This is a genomic window from Shinella sp. 838, from assembly GCF_029623935.1.
Taxonomy (GTDB): Bacteria; Pseudomonadota; Alphaproteobacteria; order Rhizobiales; family Rhizobiaceae; genus Shinella.
Genome location: NZ_JARSBQ010000001.1, coordinates 1,234,850 through 1,252,274 on the forward strand (window position 1 = coordinate 1,234,850; position 17,425 = coordinate 1,252,274).

Consider the following 17,425-nt stretch of genomic DNA (forward strand, 5'->3'; position numbering starts at 1 on the left):
AGCATAGAACGAGAGGCGCGTTCGGGCGCCGGAAAGAACAAGGCCCGCGGTGCTTTTCTGCACCGCGACAACAAGGAAAGACGGATCATGAGCGAGGACATTCAGCAGGTGGCAGGCGAGGGCGCCGGTGAAGGCGGCGGTCGCCGTTCGCGTGAGGGTCGGGGTGCGGCCGCGCGGCGCGCCTCGCGCACCGGGGGCGGCCCGGGCCCGTCGCTGCCCTACATCACCCGCAAGATCAAGGAATACGAAGTCCTCGACGAAGAAGGCCTGCAGCTCATCGAGGCGAACGCCGACCGGGTGCTGGAAGAGATCGGCATCGAGTTCCGCGAGGACCCCGAAGCCCTCCAGCTCTGGCGGGACGCCGGCGCCGACGTGCGCGGCGAGCGCGTGCATTTCCCCAAGGGCCTCTGCCGCGAACTCCTGAAGACCGCGCCGTCGAACTTCACCTGGCATGCCCGCAATCCCGAGCGCAGCGTGCATATTGGCGGCAAGGCCACCGTCTTCGTGCCGGTCTACGGCCCGCCCTTCGTGCGCGACCTGGAAGGCAACCGCCGCTATGCAACGATCGAGGATTTCCGTAATTTCGTGAAGCTCGCCTATATGGCGCCGTCCATGCATTCTTCCGGTGGCACGGTCTGCGAGCCGGTGGACGTTCCGGTGAACAAGCGTCACCTGGACATGGTCTACAGCCACATCAAATATTCCGACAAGCCGTTCATGGGCTCGGTCACCGCGCCGGAACGTGCGGAAGATTCGATCGCCATGGCCAAGCTCGTCTTCGGCGACGAGTTCGTCGAAAACAACACGGTCATGATGAACCTCATCAACGCCAACTCGCCGATGGTCTTCGACGAGACCATGGTGGGCGCGCTGAAGGTCTATGCGCGGCATAACCAGGCCTGCGTCGTTTCGCCGTTCATCCTGTCGGGCGCGATGAGCCCGGTGACGGTCGCCGGCACGCTGACGCAGATCCTTGCCGAAGTCCTCGCCGGCGCCGCCTTCACACAGCTCATCCGCAAGGGTGCGCCGGTGCTGTTCGGCACCTTCGCGGCCTCGATCTCCATGCAGTCGGGCGCGCCCACCTTCGGCTCGCCGGAGCCGTCGCTGGTGTCCTACGGCGCGGCGCAGCTCGCCCGCCGTCTCGGCATTCCGTTCCGGACCGGCGGCTCGCTCTGCGGCTCGAAGATCCCGGATGCGCAGGCCGCCCACGAATCGGCCAATACGTTGAACATGACGCTGCTCGCCGGCACGAACTTCGTGCTGCACGCCGCCGGTTGGCTGGAAGGCGGCCTCGTTGCCTCCTACGAAAAGTTCATGATCGATCAGGACCAGCTCGGCATGCAGCAGAAATTCGCCGAGGGCATCGACCTCTCGGAGAACGCCCAGGCGCTCGATGCGATCCGCGAAGTCGGCCCGGGCAGCCACTATCTCGGCTGCGCCCATACCCAGGCCAACTTCCAGACCGCCTTCTACCGCTCGCCGCTTGCCGACAACAATTCGTTCGAGCAGTGGGAAATCGAGGGACAGAAGCGTATCGAAGACCGCGCCAACGCGCTCTGCCGCACCTGGCTCGAGCACTACGAGGCGCCCTATCTCGATCCGGCGATCGACGACGCGCTGCTGGCCTATATGGCGGCCCGCAAGGATTCGATGCCGGACGCCTTCACCTGAAAGGGTCCCGATCGCGCCAGGGAGCAAGGCGGAGCAACGCGGGTGGCGGACATGATCCAGAAGGACGTCTGGCGTCCCCACTATGAAATCAAGGGAGACGTGACCCGGTGAGGGCGCGTCGTCCTGATCTTGAAACCGTCCGTGCGGCTCTCCAGCCGCACGGACTTTTTTTGCGCGGTGCCGTGAATTTTCGTGAGGGCGAAACACCGCCTGAGCTGGCGGATGGCCGCCCGGCAGCAAGCGTCGTGCTCATCGGCAATATTGGCAGCTCTCTCTGGCCGGCCTTTTCCCGTTGGCGGAAAGGGCGATCCGGCCCCGATCCGCTCGACACCTGGTCGAAGGCGGTGATAGAGCCCGTTGCCGCGGCGGCAGGGGCGACCGCCTGGTTTCCCTCCGATCCGCCCTGGCAGCCGTTTCAGCATTGGGCGATGCGGGCCGAGGGCCTGAAAGCCTCGCCGCTCGGGATCCTCATCCACCCCGTCTACGGCCTTTGGCACGGCTATCGCGGCGCACTCGGCTTTGCCGATCCGATCGGGGACGCGCCGTCGCGGGCATCGCCGCATCCCTGCGACCACTGTCCGGACAAGCCCTGCCTCACCACCTGTCCCGCTGCAGCCGTTCGCCCGGATCTGTTCGACGTCTCCGCCTGCCGCGCCTATCTGCGCACGCCCGTGGGGCAGGGCGGCTGCATGTCGGCCGGCTGCCTTGCCCGCGCCGCCTGTCCCGTCGGCGCAAGCTATCGCTATAACGATGCGCAACTGCGCTTCCACATGGCGGCGCTCTCGCTATGACGGCAACCCGCCGCTAAATTCGCCGCAATGCCAGCCGAGCCAAACGCCATGCGCGTCCTTCTCATTCTTCTCCTGTTCCTCGCTCTCGGGAGCCCCGTCATGGCCGAACCGCCAAAATGCACCGAGATCGACCACCTGTCGGGCCGCTACACCGTCTGCACCTTCGATCCGAAGGTGGATACGATCCGCCTCTACGGCACGGCGACGCTCGGAAAGCGCGGTGCGACCTACGACCAGCTCAACACCCATCTCCTCGGCAACAGTCAGCACATGAGCTTTGCGATGAACGGCGGCATGTATCATCCGGATTATGGTCCGGTGGGGCTGCTGATGGAAAACGGCAGGGAGACGGGCGCGCTCAACCGCGGCGACGCCTTCGGCAATTTCTTCATGAAGCCGAACGGCGTTTTCTGGGTGGGGGATGGCGAAGCGGGCGTGATGGAGACGGACGCCTATGCGAAGGCCGGGCTGTCGCCGGTCGCGGCGACGCAATCGGGACCGATGCTGGTCATCGACGGATCCATCCATCCGCGTTTCCTGCCCGATGCCAGCAGCCTGCAGATCCGCAACGGCGTCGGCATCCTGCCGGACGGGCGGGTCGCCTTCGCAATCTCGAAAACTCCGGTGCGCTTCCACGATTTCGCGACGCTTTTCCGTGACCGGCTGCACAGTAAAAATGCGCTCTTTCTCGACGGCAGCATTTCCAGCCTCTACGCCCCGGAAATCCGGCGCCACGACCGGGACGCCGTGATGGGGACCATCATCGCCGTCGTAAAAAATCTGCCCTGGTGAGATTTTTTTGAACGCAGGCCCAAGGATCGCCGCCCGAGACACGTCTGAAAGGATAGTGCACAGCAATCGGGATGGACCCGTGGAAACAGAACTCGTCGAAAAGGCGGCCTCAGGCGACAGGCAGGCGTTCGCCGCGCTTGTCGAAGGCCGCTATGATTTTATCCATGCCGTCGCCTGGCGATGGTGCGGCGACCGGCAGGATGCCGAGGACGTGGCACAGGAGGTGTGCATACGCCTTGCCAGCGCCATCCGCGGTTTCAAGGGCGCCAGCCGCTTCGGGACCTGGCTCTATTCGGTGACGCTGAATGCGGCGCGCGACCAGCTGCGCAAGCGGCGCCGGGCCGAATGGCGCGACGCCGCCTATCTGCGCGAACAGGCCGTGCTGGACGACGCCCCCGCTGACGACGGCAATGAGGAGCTCTGGCAGGCGGTGCGGCAGTTGCCCGACAAGCAGCGCGACGCCGTGCTGCTGATCTACGGCGAGGGGCTCAGCCATGCGGCGGCGGCCGATGTGCTCGGCCGCGCCGAAACGACGATTTCCTGGCATGTGCACGAAGCCCGCAAGCGCCTGAAGGTGCTTTTGCGCGATGCGGCCGCGTGACGGAAGGACAGACGATGAGCGATCTCGACCTCGAAAAACTTGCCCGCAACAGGGCTCCCGCCGCCGACCCCGCGGCCCGTGCCCGCGCGCTTGCCGCCGCCATGGAGGCGTTCGACGGCGCGGAAAAAAATGCGACCAGCCCCCAAGGATCGTGCTCGGGCGGGCGTCAAAGCTCCATCTTCAACCGGATATGGAGCCCCATCATGAACCGCAAATTTCTCGCCGGCTCGGCCCTTGCCACGCTGCTCGTCGTGCCAGTCGCTGGTCTTGTCAGCTATGAACTGGTGCGCAATGGCACCGTGCCGCTGACCACGGAGACGGAGGTCGTAGAAAAGCCGGTCGATGCCGATCTGCGTGCGCGCAAGCTGGAAGCGAAGGCGGGTGAATTCAATGCGGAAGACGTTTCAGCCGCGTTGAAGGAGAGCGGCCAGGGCGGCAGTGCGAAGCGGTCGTCCGATGCGAAAGCGAAGGCGGACGCCACTCAGACGACCACGGTGTTCTCTACCGAACCTGCCCCGCTCGCTGAAAGCCGTCAGGAGGAGGTGGTCGCCATCGTCCCGGATTCATCCTTGCTCGGCGGGGTTGTTCCGACGCCGGAACTGAGCCAGACCACTGCCGAAACGTCCGTTGGTCATATCGATCTCAGCGGACACGAATCTGCTATCGTCGAGGGTGCCGCCAACATGCAGGCCCTGAGCCGCGCCATAACACAGCCCTCCGCGGCAGCTGATGCCATCGCGATGCCCGTGCCCGAGGAGGACCGCGAGCGTTTCGCTTCGGCCGATCCCAATCCGGTCAAGAGCGTCACCACCGATCCGGTCTCGACCTTTTCGGCTGATGTCGACACGGCCTCCTATTCCTATGTGCGCCGTGCGTTGCTCGGCGGCAGCCTGCCGGACCTCGAGGCGGTGCGGGTGGAGGAACTGGTCAACTACTTCCCCTATGACTGGAAGGGGCCGGAGACCGCGGAAAAGCCGTTCAACGCCACCGTCACGGTCATGCCGACGCCCTGGAACAAGAACACCGAGCTGCTGCATATCGGCATCAAGGGGTTCGAGACGGTGCCGACGGCGCAGCCCGCCGCCAACCTCGTCTTCCTCATCGATGTCTCCGGCTCGATGGACGAGGCGGACAAGCTGCCGCTGCTGAAGGGCGCCTTCCGCCTGCTGGTCGGCAAGCTGAAGGACACGGACACCGTTTCCATCGTCACCTATGCCGGCAACGCCGGCGTGGTGCTGGAGCCGACGGCGGCGAAGGACCGCCAGAAAATCCTCGACGCCATCGACACGCTCCAGCCGGGCGGCTCGACGGCGGGCGCCGAGGGCATCGAGGCGGCCTATCGGCTGGCGGAGAAGGCCTTCAAGAAGGATGGCGTCAACCGCGTCATGCTGGCGACGGACGGCGATTTCAACGTCGGCCCGGCCAGCGACGAGGACCTGAAGCGCATCATCGAGGAGCGCCGCAAGAGCGGCATCTTCCTTTCGGTGCTTGGTTTTGGCCGCGGAAACTACAATGACGGCATGATGCAGACGCTGGCGCAGAACGGCAACGGCACGGCCGCCTATATCGATACGCTGGCCGAGGCACAGAAGACGCTGGTGGAGGAGGCGGGTTCCTCGCTCTTCCCCATCGCCAAGGACGTCAAGTTCCAGATCGAGTTCAATCCCGACCGCATCGCCGAATACCGCCTGATCGGCTACGAGACCCGCGTGCTCAACCGCGAGGATTTCAACAATGACAAGGTGGATGCCGGCGACATCGGCTCCGGCCATCGGGTGACGGCGATCTACGAGGTGACGCCGAAGGGCAGCCCCGCCGTGCTGAACGACCCGCTGCGTTATGGCAAGGCACAGCCGGCGGCCGAGAGCGGCAGCGGCGAACTCGCCTTCCTGAAGATGCGCTGGAAGAAGCCGGACGGCGAGACGAGCGAACTGGCAACCCTGCCGGTGACGGATGCGAATGCCGTCGCCGATGTGAGCGCCGCCTCGACGGATGTACGCTTCTCGGTCGCCGTCGCCGCCTTCGGGCAGAAGCTGAAGGGCGTGACGGCCCTGCAGGACTACGCCTATGGCTCGATCCTCGGGCTTGCAGAGGCAGCGAAGGGCAACGACCCCTTCGGCTATCGCGCCGAGTTCCTCAAACTCGTCCAGCTCGCCGGCGGCCTTTCCGGCGAAAAGGCGGAGTAGGGCAGGTCGCCCTTCATTCGGTCTGCCGAAACGTCTCCCCACATGGGGGAGACGGGCTAAGCGGCGGGTTTTTCCGCCGCCTTGCAACTGTTGTTTGCGGCCGCCGGCGCCGCATCGCCTTCGCTCCACGTGCTGGGTGGCAGCAGTCGCAGCCGGATGAGGGGCGCCGTCCAGCGGCGCTCCTTTGCTTGTGGCAGCTGCTCGTAGCCGCGCGGGCTGCCTTCGGCCAATGTCAGCCCGACATCGCGCAGCAATCGTGTATCGCGCCGCGCAACGAGCAGCCGCAAGGCTTCCCGTTCCGCCTGCCTCCGGCGAAACCGCATCCATTCTTCTCGTAGTTTTCCGATGATTCCCATGGCCTTGCCTTCTCTTTCACGACAAAGCCAAGCAAAACCGTAGACATTTCACAAACGAATAGCGATTATGGCAGGCATCAGAAAAAGCGATGGCGCCATGTATCCCCCTCTCGAAAGCGATCTGCTCCGTATTTTCGTCGCCGTCGCCCAGGCCGGCAATGTCACCCATGCCGCCGACAGGCTCGGGCGCACGCAATCGGCAATCAGCATGCAAGTGCGCAAGCTGGAGGATTCGGTGGGGGCGATGCTCTTCGAGCGCGGCCCGCGCGGTGTTGCCCTGACGCGGGAGGGCCAGCGGCTGCTGCCCTATGCGCGGCGCATCGTCGGGCTCGTCGACGAGACGACGGCGGCGATGCGCACCGTGCCGCTCGACGGCCCGGTGCGCGTGGGCATTCCCGAGGAATACAACCAGACGGTCTTGCCCAATGCGCTGGCGGCGTTTGCGGAAATTCATCCGGATACCGAGGTGACGGTGCTCTGTGGCTACACCGCCCAGCAGCTTGCGGCACTGGAGGCCGACGAGCTCGACCTCGCCATCATCTTCGACTGGTGCGACGGGGTCTCCGGCGAGCTTCTGGCGATCGATCCGACGGTCTGGGTCACCTCCGTGGCGCACAACCGGCATCTGGAACGCCCGATGCCGGTGGCCGTCTACTGGCGCTCGAGCTGGTGCCGGGATTTCGCCCTGCGCTCGCTGGAGCGGCATACGATCCCCTATCGCATCGCCTATACCTGCGACACCAGCGGGGGCCTGCGATCGGCGGTCATGAGCGGGCTGACCGTCGCGCCGCTGTCGCGCAGCAACATCCCGCCCGGCACGCGCGAACTGACCGCGGCGGACGGCTTTCCGCCGATCGATTCGTCCCGCGTCGTGTTGAAGCGCAATCCGCGGCGCAGCGGGCCGACGATCGACGGCATGGCCGACATGATCCGCAAATCCTTCGGGCCGCTGGCGGTGCCGGCCGATCAGGCCTTCGGATAGGCGCGTTCGAGGCCGCCCGAGCGGGTGAGGCCGGCGCGGAAGGCGGCATAGGCGGCGTGCTGGCTGGAGCGGGCGGCTTCGGTCAGCCGCATCTGCAGGCGCGCCGGCGCCGCCTCGCCCAGCCATTCGCCGAGCTTTTCCAGCTTCAGGGAGTTGAGGAAGCGGGCAGCGGCGGCGCGGTTGAGATACAGGTCGAGGCCTCCAAGCAGGTTCTCGTCCTGCTTGGGGTTTTCCATCAGCAGGCGCAGATAGGCCTGCTCGGTTTCGCCGAGGGCACCCAGCTTGTCGGCCACGGTCTCCCGGTCGGGAAAGGCTGCAAGATCGGCACTCATGATGGTCTCCCAAGAATCACGTCGTCTTAAATAGGACAGGGAAAAAGCGGGTCGCAAGCCGGTCAGTGAATGTTTAGACTAAAAATCCAATATTGACAAATTATCTATCTTTGGGTTGTTTGTCCGCATGTACGACTCATCGAATGCCGACCTGCTGCTTCGCCAGCACACCGCGACGGCCGCGGCCATCTCGACCCTGTTCTATCCCCATGCCGAAGTCGTGCTGCACGATCTCGAGACGGGTCTGATCGCCGGCATCTGGAATGCCTTTTCCGGCCGCAAGGCGGGCATGGAATCGCTCGTCGAGGAGGAGTTGGAGGAAGCCGGCGAGGGCGGCATCTACGGCCCCTACGAGAAGACCGGCGAGGACGGGCGGCGCCTGAAGTCGGTGACGGCGGTGCTGAAGGACGATTTCGGCCAGGCGCTCGGCCTCTTCTGCATCAACATGGATGTCTCGCATTTCGATGCCGCGGCAAGGCTGCTTTCGGCCTTTACCGGTGCAGCAGCCGCCCGCCCGGCCTCGCTTTTCGCCGGCGACTGGCGCGAGGAGATCAACACGGCGCTGCACGACTGGCTGCGCACCCGCGGGCTGGCGCTGACGGCGCTGAAGAAGGGCGACCGGGTGGCGCTCGTCGCCGCGCTCGACGAACGCGGCCTGTTCCAGACCCGCAATGCCGTCGATCATCTCGCCGGCCTCATCGGCGCCTCGCGCGCTTCGATCTACAACTATCTCGCCGATGCCCGGCGCCAGAACCAGAAGGACAGGACCCTGTGACGACGCTGCCGGATTTCCGCCTCGAAACCCATTTCTCGCGCTGGGAATTCAAGGCGCGCCACCACATGACGGCAAGCGATGCCGAGACGATGACCATGTCGGACCTCCTGGCGCTGGCGGGACCCGCGGATCGCGAGGCCTGGGAGCGCGTGGCGCTCGGCTATACCGAAACCTGGGGCGCGCCGGAGCTGCGCGAGACCATCGCAACGACCTATGACACGCTGTCGGGCGCCGACATCCTGACCTTCGCCGGCGCGGAGGAGGGGCTGTACTGCGCCATGCTGGCGCTGCTTTCACCCGGTGACCATGCCATCGTCACCGTGCCGAACTACCAGTCGATGGAGACCATGCCGGTCACCATATCAGGCAACGTCACGGGCATTGCGCTCCGGCCGGAAAACCGCTGGCAGCTCGATCTCGACGACGTGCGCGCCGCGTTGCGCCCCGAAACAAAACTCATCGCCGTCAATTTCCCGAACAATCCGACGGGCACCATCGCCGATCAGGCGATTTTCCGTGGACTGGTCGATCTTTGTGCCGAGCGCGGCATCCATCTCTTTTCCGACGAGGTCTATCGCGGACTGGAGATCGACGCGGCAAAGCGCCTGCCGCAGGCGGCCGACCTGTTCGACAGGGGTATTTCACTCAATGTGATGTCCAAGGCCTATGGCCTGCCAGGCCTGCGTGTTGGCTGGATCGCCAGCCGTGACCATGCATTGCTGTCGCGCATGGAGAAGATGAAACACTATCTTTCCATCTGCAATGCGCGCCCCTCCGAGGTGCTGGCCGGTATCGCGATCAAGGCACGCGAAACGATCTTCGCCCGCAACCGCACGCTCTGCGCGGAGAATATGGCCAAGCTCGGTGCCTTTTTCGCCGACTATCCGGATCTTTACGACTGGGCCGAGCCGGACGGCGGCTGCGTCGCCTTCCCGCGCTATCGCGGTGCGGATGGCGTCGAGGAGCATTGCCGCCGGCTGGTCGAGGAGAAGGGCGTGCTGCTGCTGCCTTCCAGCCTCTATGTCTCGGACCTTCTGCCCGTACCGTCGGATCGTTTCCGTGTCGGCGTCGGTCGGCGCAACATGGAGGCGGGACTTGCAGCATGGCGGGCGTTTTTGGAAGCGTCGTAAGCTCCTCCCGACGGTCCGGCAATCGGGGTCCGGTGCTGCCGCCGCCTCTCTCGAAGCGTGCGGTGGCTTCCTTCATGCGTGATCGTCCTCCTCTCGACAGAGCAGACGCGCTGCGGCAGTGTACAGCGGCACGCCCAGCGAAAGGAGACACGATGACTGCTCCGCCGATACCGGCACTGGTCGCCGTGGTGTTCGACCGCTATCCGGCGGCGGTGCGGGCACGATTGATGGAAATCCGTGAGGCGATCTTCGCGGTCGCCGCGGAAACACCGGGCGTCGGCGCCCTTGTTGAAACGCTCAAATGGGGCGAGCCGGCCTATCTCACGCAGGAGAGCCGGTCGGGCAGTTCCATCCGGCTGGGCGTTTCCCGGCAGGCGGCGGATTGCGGCGCGGTGTTCTTCAATTGCCAGACCACGCTCGTGCCGACGTTCCGGATGCAGTTTGAAGGGGTTTTTGGCTTTGAGGGCAATCGTGCGATCCTCATTCCCGCGGGCGAACCACTGCCACGGGCGCCGCTGGCCTTCTGTCTCCACGCCGCCCTGACCTATCACCGGCGAAAATCGGGTGCCTGAACGACAAAGGGCGCCCACCACCGGGCGCCCTTCTGGCCTCAGCCGCGACGGCGGCCGCGTTCGCGGGCAGGTGCGGCGGCGCTTTCGTCGGCGGTCTTGTTGCGCAGCGGGCCGATCTTTTCGATGATGGTTTCCAGCGTCGGACGTTCGCGCGGCTCATGCGCGTCGAGCGCAACGCGCATGGCTGCGAGGTGCTCGCAGGACGTGCCGCAGCAGCCGCCGATGATGCGCGCGCCGGCATCGCGGGCAAGGCGGGCATAATCAGCCATCAGCGGCGGCGTGCCGGAATAGTAGATTTCCGCGCCACGATATTCCGGGATGCCGCAATTGCCCTTGACGACGACGGTCGCGGACGGGTCGGCCCCGGTCATGTCGAGCAGCGAGGACAGGATGTCGGATGCGCCGACGCCGCAATTGGCACCGACGGCGAGCGGGCCTGCGCCGATATCGCCAGCAACGCCGTGGATGTCCCGCGGATGCAGGCCCATCATGGTCTTGCCGGCCGTGTCGAACGAGCCGGTATAGACGAAGGGCATGCCGGTCTTGGTGGCCGCTTCGGCCGCGGCGCGGATTTCCTCCGGCGAGGACATGGTCTCGATCCAGGCGACATCCGCACCACCGGCCTTCAGACCTTCGATCTGTTCGGCGAAGGCGGAAACGGCATCGTCATAGGTCATCGCCCCGAGCGGCACGAGCAGTTCGCCCGTCGGGCCGACGGAACCGGCGACGATCACCTTGCGCGGTGCCTTGTCGGCGACGGCACGGGCGATCTCGGCGGCCTTCCTGTTGAGGTCGAAGACGCGGTCCTGCGCATGGTGCAGCTTCAGGCGATGGCGCGTGCCGCCGAAGGTGTTGGTGAGGATGATGTCCGCGCCCGCATCGACGAAGTCCTGGTGCAGCTTCGTGATGTTCTCGGGTTTGGCCTCGTTCCACAGCTCCGGTGCTTCCCCGGCTTCGAGGCCCATGGCGAAGAGCGAAGTCCCGGTCGCGCCATCGGCAAGCAGGAAGGGCTTTTCGGCAAGAAGCTGGGCAAGCGGGTTCGTCGCGGTCATCGGTGGATCCTTCTGTTTGTCACATCATATAAAGATTTCTTTATGTGATTGCAACGGCGGATTGGCGGCTCGTTCGAGGAAGGTCGCAACCCTTGCCTCGATCATCCACAGCTCCGGATGCCGCGTGGATCCTCGGGTCAAGCGCGAGAGTGAGGAAGGAGAGCGGGGGAGTCCGAGGAAAGGCAAGAAAGGAAGGAGACGGCGGTGTGTAGGGTGGGGAGGAACGGGGCGAAACGAAGCCGGCCACTCCTAAACGGGAGGAGGGCGCCCGGGAGCGCCCTCTCTGTCTGTCTGCGGTGCGGTTCAGGCCGCCTTCGCCTCGTGGCTGGTCGGCGTCACCATCGAGGAGATGATGGCGCTGAGGCTGATAGCGCCGATCGGTCGGCCCGCCTCGTCGACCACATGGGCGAGCGTCTGGTTGGCGGCCGTCATGGCGCGGGCGGCCATTTCGAGCACCGTGCCCGTGGTGATCGGCATGCCCTCGGGATTGCCCGAGAGCGGCGCCATGATCGTCTCGACATTCACCACCCGTCCGCGGTTCACCTCCTTGACGAAGGCGGTGATGTATTCGTCCGCGGGGTTCAGCACGATCTCCTGCCCGGTGCCCTGCTGCACGACCATGCCGTCGCGCAGGATGGCGATCTTGTCGCCGAGGCGCAGTGCCTCGTCGAGATCGTGGGTGATGAAGACGACGGTCTTCTTCAGTTCCTTCTGCAGGTCGAGCAGCACGGTCTGCATGTCGACGCGGATCAACGGGTCGAGCGCCGAATAGGCTTCGTCCATCAAGAGGATGTCCGCGTCGTTGGTCAGTGCCCGGGCAAGGCCCACGCGCTGCTGCATGCCGCCCGAAAGCTGGTTCGGATAGTGGTTCTCGAAGCCGGCAAGGCCGACGCGGGCGATCCACTGCTTGGCGCGCTTTTCGCGCTCCGCCTGTGCTACGCCCTGGATCTCGAGGCCGTAGACGGTGTTTTCGAGGACCGTGCGGTGCGGCAGCAGCGCGAATTTCTGGAACACCATCGCCGTCTTGTGGCGGCGGAATTCGCGCAGGTCGTTCTCGTTCATCCGGCACACGTCGACGCCGTCATAGAGCACTTCGCCGGCAGTCGGGTCGATCAGCCGGTTGATGTGGCGGATCAGCGTCGACTTTCCCGAGCCGGACAGACCCATCACCACCATGATGCCGCCGGCCGGCATGGAGATGTTGATGTCGCGCAGACCCAGCACATGGCCGTATTTCTGGTTCAGCTCGGCCTTGCCGAGGCCGTTCTTGACCGCATCGACATAGTCGCCGCCGCGGGGTCCGAAGATCTTGTAGAGATTGCGGACCTCGATTGCATGACTAACCATGAATTACCTCCGAATGCTTCTGCAGCCGCTTGCCATAGGCCTGGCTTGTGCGGTCAAAGATGATGGCGATGGCCACGAGCGCGAACCCGTTGAGGAACCCGACCGTGAAGAACTGGTTGTTGATGGCCTGGAGCACGTTCTTGCCGAGCCCCCCGACGCCGACCATGGAGGCGACGACGACCATGGCGAGCGACATCATGATGGTCTGGTTGATGCCGGCCATGATGGTGGGCAGGGCAAGGGGCATCTGCACGTTCTTCAGCTTCTGCCAGCCGGAGGAGCCGAAGGCGTCGGCCGCTTCCAGCACCTCCTTGTCGACGAGGCGGATGCCGAGATTGGTGAGGCGGATCATCGGCGGCACGGCATAGATGACGACCGCGATGAGGCCCGGCACCTTGCCGATGCCGAAGATCATGACGACAGGGATGAGATAGACGAAGCTCGGCATCGTCTGCATCACGTCGAGGATCGGGTTGACGAAGGCCTGCACCCGATCCGACCTTGCCATGAGAATGCCGATCGGGATGCCGACGATGACGGCGATCAGCGTACAGACCGTCACCATGGCGAGCGTCACCATCGTGTCGTTCCACAGGCCCAGAAGGCCGATGGCGCACATGGAGATGGCCGTGCCGATGGTGATCTTGATGTTGCGGCTGCCGAAATAGACGATGGCCAGCATCGCGATCAGGATGATCGGCCAGGGCGAACTGACGAACAGCCGCTCCAGATAGTTCAGGAACCATTGCAACGGCTGAACCATTGCATCGATGATGTTGACGTAACTTCTGACGAGGCTCTTGAAGCCGTCGTCGATGACTTTTCTTGCTCCGCGGATACTGGCATCACTGAAAGCCGGAAACTTGCAAAGAAAGCCTGGCAATAGTTCGCATAGGCCTGCCATCCTCTTCCCCTCTTCTACCGGAAGTTATTGTCCCGTTCCGCAAGGGCATGTTCTTGCCTTGCGAACGAAACGGCGCGCACAGGGATATTCTTGTTCTGGTTACCGGCTTGCAGCTCGTCTTCGCACGAACTGCCGCTTGATACTGTGCTGTTTGCGACCTCTGCAGTTTCTTGGGCGGGCGTCGGGCGGTTTGCCTGCACCCTCGTTCAGGTCGCTGGAAGGCCGGCAGCCGGAAAGGGCTGCCGGCGGACCGTCGTCAGAGCGCGGCCTTGACCTTTTCCGCGATCTCCGGTGCGACCCACTTGGTCCACATGTCCGGATAGGTTTCGAGGAAGTGCTTTGCGGCGTCCTCGTTGGTGCCCTGGTTGGCATCCATCCAGGCAAGCACCTTGCCGACCGTGCCGTTGTCCCACTGGCGCGTCTTCATATAGTCCATGGCAACGCCGGCCTTTTCGGAGAAGGCCTTGGTCACGACGGTGAAGACGTCGGAGGTCGGATAGGAATTGACCTTCGGGTTGGGGCAGTCCGGCACGGCGGTGCAGGCATCCCAGTCGGCCTTGTTGTGCTCGACGCCGAAGGAGAGCTTGGTCATCTCGTACTTGCCGAGAATGGCGGTCGGCGCCCAGTAGTAGCCGAGCCAGCCGCTCTTCTTCTCGAAGGCGTTGGCGATCGAGCCGTCGAGGCCCGCTGCCGAGCCCGTATCGACGAGCGTGAAGCCGTCCTTGTCGGCGTCGAGTGCGCGATAGAGGTTGTCCGTCGAGACCTGGCAGTTCCAGCCCGAGGGGCAATTGTGCACGGCGCCCTTGGAAGCGTCTTCCGGCGCGGGGAAGAGGTCCGGGTGTTTCAACGCATCCTGAACGGTCTTGATGTCCGGATGGGCATCGGCGAGGAATTTCGGAATCCACCAGCCTTCGACGCCGCCTTCCGAAAGCAGCGGTGCAAGCTGGATCAGGCGGCCTTCGGCGATCGCCGTGTCAAGCGGCGTGCGCACGGCATTGACCCACATTTCAGGCGCGACGTCCGGCTCGCCCTTTTCGTTCATGGAGGTAAAGGTCGGCATCGTGTCGCCGGTCACCAGCGTGACCGTGCAGCCATAGCCGTTTTCGAGGATGAGCTTGTCGACATGCGCGGCGACGCCCGCCGAGGCCCAATTCATTTCGGCGATCGAGACCTCGCCGCATTCTGCCGCCTGGGCAGAACCGGCAAAGCCGTAAAGGCCGGCAGCAAGGATGGTGGAAGCAAGGAGCTTCTTCATGGATAAGACCTCCCAGTCTTGGATGCAGCGATCAACCCGGAGGGCAGCGCAGGTTACTGCGTTATCCCGACTGCCCGAAAGTTTTGCGACAGCCACGGGGATTCGATGCCAGGTGAGGCGAGCCAATCCCCCTGCTGCAGCGACGCCGAGCTTTTTTTGACTTGCCGGCGGAACCCTGTCACCGGCAACCTGTCTTCGTGCGTCACGAGGGGCAGCCTACGGGTTCCCATAGAGAAATCAACCTCCTGCGCGCCCGGTGGCCGCCGTCGAGCCCTTTGCCGGAGGGCAAAAGGCTGAAATACCGGCAACCCTGCGGTGGAAATTTTGGGCGTTTGCTCGCGTCAGGGCAAATGATCGAGCGCCCTTTTGCGTGGCGTGCCGCGATGGTCGCTGAAAGCGGACAAATCCTGTTCCGAACGCGCCGCTTCGGGCCTTTTGAAAATAATCGCAAAAATATTCAAAAAAGAGCGCGATTCATCTTTGCTTAAGGTCCCGATAACGGTCCGGTAAGGATGTGCCGCTATTTGTTCTCTCACGGCGGGGGACATCGCCGCCTGCTCCGGAAAGGTATTGCGTACCGGGGTGCCTGGCTCTGACGCGTATTTGTCAGATGCCGCCATGCGTATTTTGGCAAGCCGTGTATCACCGGAAGGGATGCACGGCTTTCGCCGTTCAAGGACCCTGAAAGGCAATAAAAAACGCCGCCTCCCGGAGAGAGACGGCGCCGTAGACGAGCGGACCTGACGTCACGCTCGAAAGATCAGCCGACGTTGCGCGTGCGGATGAAGCCGAGGGGACCGAGCGGCGCATCCATCACGACGTTGCGCACGCGGGACTGGCTCTGGGGGGCTTCGCCGTTCCAGGCGATCTGTACGAAATTCGGCTTGCTGAAGATGAACAGCATTGTCTTTGTCCTTGAAACCCGAAGCCACGCGCCCCGGCTGTGTGATGACGCTGATATAGGCACTCCCGGGAGCGAAAACCATGGTCGTTCACGGCGGAATATGTCGCAAAGGGAACAGCATGACAGCCATGCTCGCGGTGCATGGCGAAGCCGTGGAAAAATGCGTCGCCGGCCGGGCAGAGATTGCGGCAAGATTGCGGTAAATCAGGGCTTTTCGGGAATGTATGGGAATGCTACGAGAGCCGCATGACCAGAACGATCATGTTGCAGGGCACCGGCTCGGATGTCGGAAAAACGGTATTGGTGGCGGGGCTTTGCCGCATTGCCGCCAACCGCGGGCTGGCGGTGCGTCCGTTCAAGCCGCAGAACATGTCGAACAATGCCGCCGTCTCGGCGGATGGCGGCGAGATCGGCCGGGCGCAATGGCTGCAGTCGCTGGCTGCCCGCGTGCCGTCCTCCGTGCACATGAACCCGGTTCTCCTGAAGCCGCAATCGGATGTCGGCAGCCAGATCATCGTGCAGGGCAGGGTGTTCGGGCAGGCGAAGGCGCGCGACTACCAGGCGCTGAAGCCGCAGCTGATGGGCGCCGTCATGGAAAGTTTCGAGACGGTTGCCGCCGGCGCCGATCTCGTCGTTGTCGAGGGCGCGGGGTCGCCGGCGGAAATCAACCTCAGGGCCGGGGACATCGCCAATATGGGCTTTGCCACGCGCGCCGGCGTGCCGGTCGTGCTGGTCGGCGATATCGATCGCGGCGGCGTCATCGCCTCGCTGGTCGGCACCCATGCCATCCTGCCGGAGGAAGACCGGCGCATGGTCACCGGTTATCTCATCAACAAGTTCCGGGGCGACGGGACGCTGTTCGACAGCGGCATTGCCGAGATCGCCCGCTTCACCGGCTGGCCCTGTTTCGGCGTCGTGCCGTGGCTGAGAGAGGCCGCGCGCCTGCCGGCCGAAGATTCGGTCGTGCTGGAGCGCCTCGCCAGGGGCGGTGGCGGCGCGTTGAAGGTCGCCGTGCCCGTCCTCTCGCGCATCGCCAATTTCGACGACCTCGATCCGCTCAAGGCCGAGCCGGAGGTGGACCTCGTCTTCGTGCGGCCGGGCGAGCGGCTTCCGGCCGATGCAGGCCTCGTCGTCCTGCCGGGCTCGAAATCCACTATCGCGGATCTTGCGGATTTTCGCGCTGCCGGCTGGGACCGAGACCTTGCCCTGCATATGCGGCGCGGCGGCCGGGTCATCGGCATCTGCGGCGGCTACCAGATGCTCGGCAGCCGCGTCGCCGATCCGCTTGGCATCGAGGGCAGCGCGCGCGCGGTCGAGGGCCTCGGCCTGCTGGCGGTCGAGACCGAGATGGCGCCGGAAAAGACCGTGCGCAACAGCGCGGCCCGCTCCCTGCAATATGATGTGCCGCTCGAGGGCTATGAGATCCATCTCGGCCGCACCACCGGGCCGGATACGCTTCGCCCCTCTGTCCGTATCGACGGGCGGCCGGACGGTGCGGTCTCGGCCGACGGGCGGGTGATGGGCACCTATCTGCACGGCCTCCTGTCGAGCGACGCCTACCGTGCGCGGCTGCTGGCCGATTTCGGCATTGAGGGCGGCGGCTTCGATTACCGCGAGAGTGTCGATGCGGCGCTCGATGGGGTTGCGGCGGAGCTGGAGGCCGTTCTCGACCCGCGCTGGCTCGACGGTCTTTTAAGCCGGGACTGATTAAACCGCCCATCTGAAACGTACAGCCATCGGGTTCCTCCGCTGCCGGCCTGCCGCACCAAAGTTGC

At 64.4% G+C, this 17,425-nt stretch carries 18 protein-coding genes; 10 read left to right on the forward strand and 8 right to left on the reverse strand.

Features of this window, described 5'->3' with window-relative positions; genetic code table 11:
- Positions 1–87: 87 nt before the first annotated feature.
- The 5 genes from P9A16_RS05830 (at position 88) to P9A16_RS05850 (ending at position 6,041) form a co-directional block, all read left to right on the forward strand.
- Positions 88–1,671, forward strand: coding sequence for a trimethylamine methyltransferase family protein (locus P9A16_RS05830; RefSeq protein WP_023514480.1), 1,584 nt, complete (start codon positions 88–90; stop codon positions 1,669–1,671).
- Positions 1,672–1,778: 107 nt separating this feature from the next.
- Entirely contained in the window at positions 1,779–2,462 is a 684-nt protein-coding gene (locus tag P9A16_RS05835) for a ferredoxin (protein WP_278025571.1), read from the forward strand.
- A gap of 99 nt (positions 2,463–2,561) precedes the next feature.
- Positions 2,562–3,254, forward strand: a complete 693-nt coding sequence (locus P9A16_RS05840) for a phosphodiester glycosidase family protein (protein ID WP_245290462.1) — start codon at positions 2,562–2,564, stop codon at positions 3,252–3,254.
- A 79-nt stretch (positions 3,255–3,333) separates the two neighbouring features.
- Positions 3,334–3,855, forward strand: coding sequence for an RNA polymerase sigma factor (locus P9A16_RS05845; protein ID WP_023514477.1), 522 nt, complete (start codon positions 3,334–3,336; stop codon positions 3,853–3,855).
- Between the two features lie 14 nt (positions 3,856–3,869).
- Positions 3,870–6,041, forward strand: a complete 2,172-nt coding sequence (locus tag P9A16_RS05850; RefSeq protein ID WP_023514476.1) for a vWA domain-containing protein — start codon at positions 3,870–3,872, stop codon at positions 6,039–6,041.
- Positions 6,042–6,097: 56 nt separating this feature from the next.
- Here the strand turns inward: P9A16_RS05850 and P9A16_RS05855 are convergent, their stop codons facing one another.
- The gene (locus P9A16_RS05855) at positions 6,098–6,397 is read right to left on the reverse strand and encodes a hypothetical protein (RefSeq protein WP_023514475.1); all 300 of its coding nucleotides are present in this window, start codon (positions 6,395–6,397) and stop codon (positions 6,098–6,100) included.
- A 97-nt stretch (positions 6,398–6,494) separates the two neighbouring features.
- On the opposite strand from P9A16_RS05855, the gene P9A16_RS05860 reads away from it, so the two are divergent.
- Positions 6,495–7,379, forward strand: coding sequence for a LysR family transcriptional regulator (locus P9A16_RS05860; RefSeq protein WP_037409434.1), 885 nt, complete (start codon positions 6,495–6,497; stop codon positions 7,377–7,379).
- Here the strand turns inward: P9A16_RS05860 and P9A16_RS05865 are convergent.
- Positions 7,364–7,711, reverse strand: coding sequence for a hypothetical protein (locus P9A16_RS05865; RefSeq protein ID WP_024271524.1), 348 nt, complete (start codon positions 7,709–7,711; stop codon positions 7,364–7,366). The two genes, P9A16_RS05860 and P9A16_RS05865, sit on opposite strands and share 16 nt — an antisense overlap.
- A gap of 127 nt (positions 7,712–7,838) precedes the next feature.
- Here P9A16_RS05865 and P9A16_RS05870 point away from each other — a divergent pair, with 127 nt between their 5' ends.
- The 3 genes from P9A16_RS05870 (at position 7,839) to P9A16_RS05880 (ending at position 10,188) form a co-directional block, all read left to right on the forward strand.
- Entirely contained in the window at positions 7,839–8,486 is a 648-nt protein-coding gene (locus P9A16_RS05870) for a helix-turn-helix transcriptional regulator (protein ID WP_023515531.1), read from the forward strand.
- A complete protein-coding gene (locus tag P9A16_RS05875) occupies positions 8,483–9,616 on the forward strand; it encodes an aminotransferase class I/II-fold pyridoxal phosphate-dependent enzyme (protein WP_023515530.1) in 1,134 nt (377 codons plus the stop codon). The genes P9A16_RS05870 and P9A16_RS05875 overlap by 4 nt, the downstream gene beginning before the upstream one ends.
- Before the next feature lie 152 nt (positions 9,617–9,768).
- The gene (locus tag P9A16_RS05880) at positions 9,769–10,188 is read left to right on the forward strand and encodes a DUF1801 domain-containing protein (RefSeq protein WP_023515529.1); all 420 of its coding nucleotides are present in this window, start codon (positions 9,769–9,771) and stop codon (positions 10,186–10,188) included.
- A gap of 38 nt (positions 10,189–10,226) precedes the next feature.
- Here the strand turns inward: P9A16_RS05880 and bmt are convergent, their stop codons facing one another.
- From bmt to P9A16_RS05910, 6 genes are all read right to left on the reverse strand, one after another.
- Entirely contained in the window at positions 10,227–11,240 is a 1,014-nt protein-coding gene (gene bmt, locus P9A16_RS05885) for a betaine--homocysteine S-methyltransferase (RefSeq protein WP_023515528.1), read from the reverse strand.
- A gap of 303 nt (positions 11,241–11,543) precedes the next feature.
- Entirely contained in the window at positions 11,544–12,587 is a 1,044-nt protein-coding gene (locus P9A16_RS05890) for a quaternary amine ABC transporter ATP-binding protein (protein WP_023515527.1), read from the reverse strand.
- On the reverse strand, positions 12,580–13,491 hold the full coding sequence (locus P9A16_RS05895) for an ABC transporter permease (protein ID WP_024271523.1): 912 nt from the start codon (positions 13,489–13,491) through the stop codon (positions 12,580–12,582). Before P9A16_RS05895 ends, P9A16_RS05890 begins: the two co-directional genes overlap by 8 nt.
- A 256-nt stretch (positions 13,492–13,747) precedes the next feature.
- Positions 13,748–14,746, reverse strand: a complete 999-nt coding sequence (locus tag P9A16_RS05900) for an ABC transporter substrate-binding protein (protein WP_023517381.1) — start codon at positions 14,744–14,746, stop codon at positions 13,748–13,750.
- 341 nt (positions 14,747–15,087) lie between these two features.
- Complete coding sequence (locus tag P9A16_RS05905; RefSeq protein ID WP_156032029.1) at positions 15,088–15,366, reverse strand: hypothetical protein; 279 nt, start codon at positions 15,364–15,366, stop codon at positions 15,088–15,090.
- Between the two features lie 140 nt (positions 15,367–15,506).
- Positions 15,507–15,650 (reverse strand): hypothetical protein, encoded by a 144-nt coding sequence (locus P9A16_RS05910; RefSeq protein ID WP_023517380.1) that lies wholly within the window; start codon positions 15,648–15,650, stop codon positions 15,507–15,509.
- A gap of 246 nt (positions 15,651–15,896) precedes the next feature.
- Between P9A16_RS05910 and P9A16_RS05915 the strand changes: the two genes are divergently transcribed.
- On the forward strand, positions 15,897–17,357 hold the full coding sequence (locus P9A16_RS05915) for a cobyric acid synthase (RefSeq protein WP_023517379.1): 1,461 nt from the start codon (positions 15,897–15,899) through the stop codon (positions 17,355–17,357).
- The last annotated feature ends 68 nt before the right edge of the window (positions 17,358–17,425 follow it).

Excerpts from the sequence above, each read along its gene's own strand:
- P9A16_RS05830 (WP_023514480.1), top strand. The coding sequence starts at position 88 with ATGAGCGAGGACATTCAGCAGGTGGCAGGCGAGGGCGCCGGTGAAGGC.
- P9A16_RS05840 (WP_245290462.1), top strand. The coding sequence starts at position 2,562 with ATGGCCGAACCGCCAAAATGCACCGAGATCGACCACCTGTCGGGCCGC.
- P9A16_RS05850 (WP_023514476.1), top strand. The coding sequence starts at position 3,870 with ATGAGCGATCTCGACCTCGAAAAACTTGCCCGCAACAGGGCTCCCGCC.
- P9A16_RS05855 (WP_023514475.1), bottom strand. The coding sequence starts at position 6,397 with ATGGGAATCATCGGAAAACTACGAGAAGAATGGATGCGGTTTCGCCGG.
- P9A16_RS05860 (WP_037409434.1), top strand. The coding sequence starts at position 6,495 with ATGTATCCCCCTCTCGAAAGCGATCTGCTCCGTATTTTCGTCGCCGTC.
- P9A16_RS05865 (WP_024271524.1), bottom strand. The coding sequence starts at position 7,711 with ATGAGTGCCGATCTTGCAGCCTTTCCCGACCGGGAGACCGTGGCCGAC.
- P9A16_RS05870 (WP_023515531.1), top strand. The coding sequence starts at position 7,839 with ATGTACGACTCATCGAATGCCGACCTGCTGCTTCGCCAGCACACCGCG.
- P9A16_RS05880 (WP_023515529.1), top strand. The coding sequence starts at position 9,769 with ATGACTGCTCCGCCGATACCGGCACTGGTCGCCGTGGTGTTCGACCGC.
- bmt (WP_023515528.1), bottom strand. The coding sequence starts at position 11,240 with ATGACCGCGACGAACCCGCTTGCCCAGCTTCTTGCCGAAAAGCCCTTC.
- P9A16_RS05890 (WP_023515527.1), bottom strand. The coding sequence starts at position 12,587 with ATGGTTAGTCATGCAATCGAGGTCCGCAATCTCTACAAGATCTTCGGA.
- P9A16_RS05895 (WP_024271523.1), bottom strand. The coding sequence starts at position 13,491 with ATGGCAGGCCTATGCGAACTATTGCCAGGCTTTCTTTGCAAGTTTCCG.
- P9A16_RS05900 (WP_023517381.1), bottom strand. The coding sequence starts at position 14,746 with ATGAAGAAGCTCCTTGCTTCCACCATCCTTGCTGCCGGCCTTTACGGC.
- P9A16_RS05905 (WP_156032029.1), bottom strand. The coding sequence starts at position 15,366 with ATGGCGGCATCTGACAAATACGCGTCAGAGCCAGGCACCCCGGTACGC.
- P9A16_RS05910 (WP_023517380.1), bottom strand. The coding sequence starts at position 15,650 with ATGCTGTTCATCTTCAGCAAGCCGAATTTCGTACAGATCGCCTGGAAC.
- P9A16_RS05915 (WP_023517379.1), top strand. The coding sequence starts at position 15,897 with ATGACCAGAACGATCATGTTGCAGGGCACCGGCTCGGATGTCGGAAAA.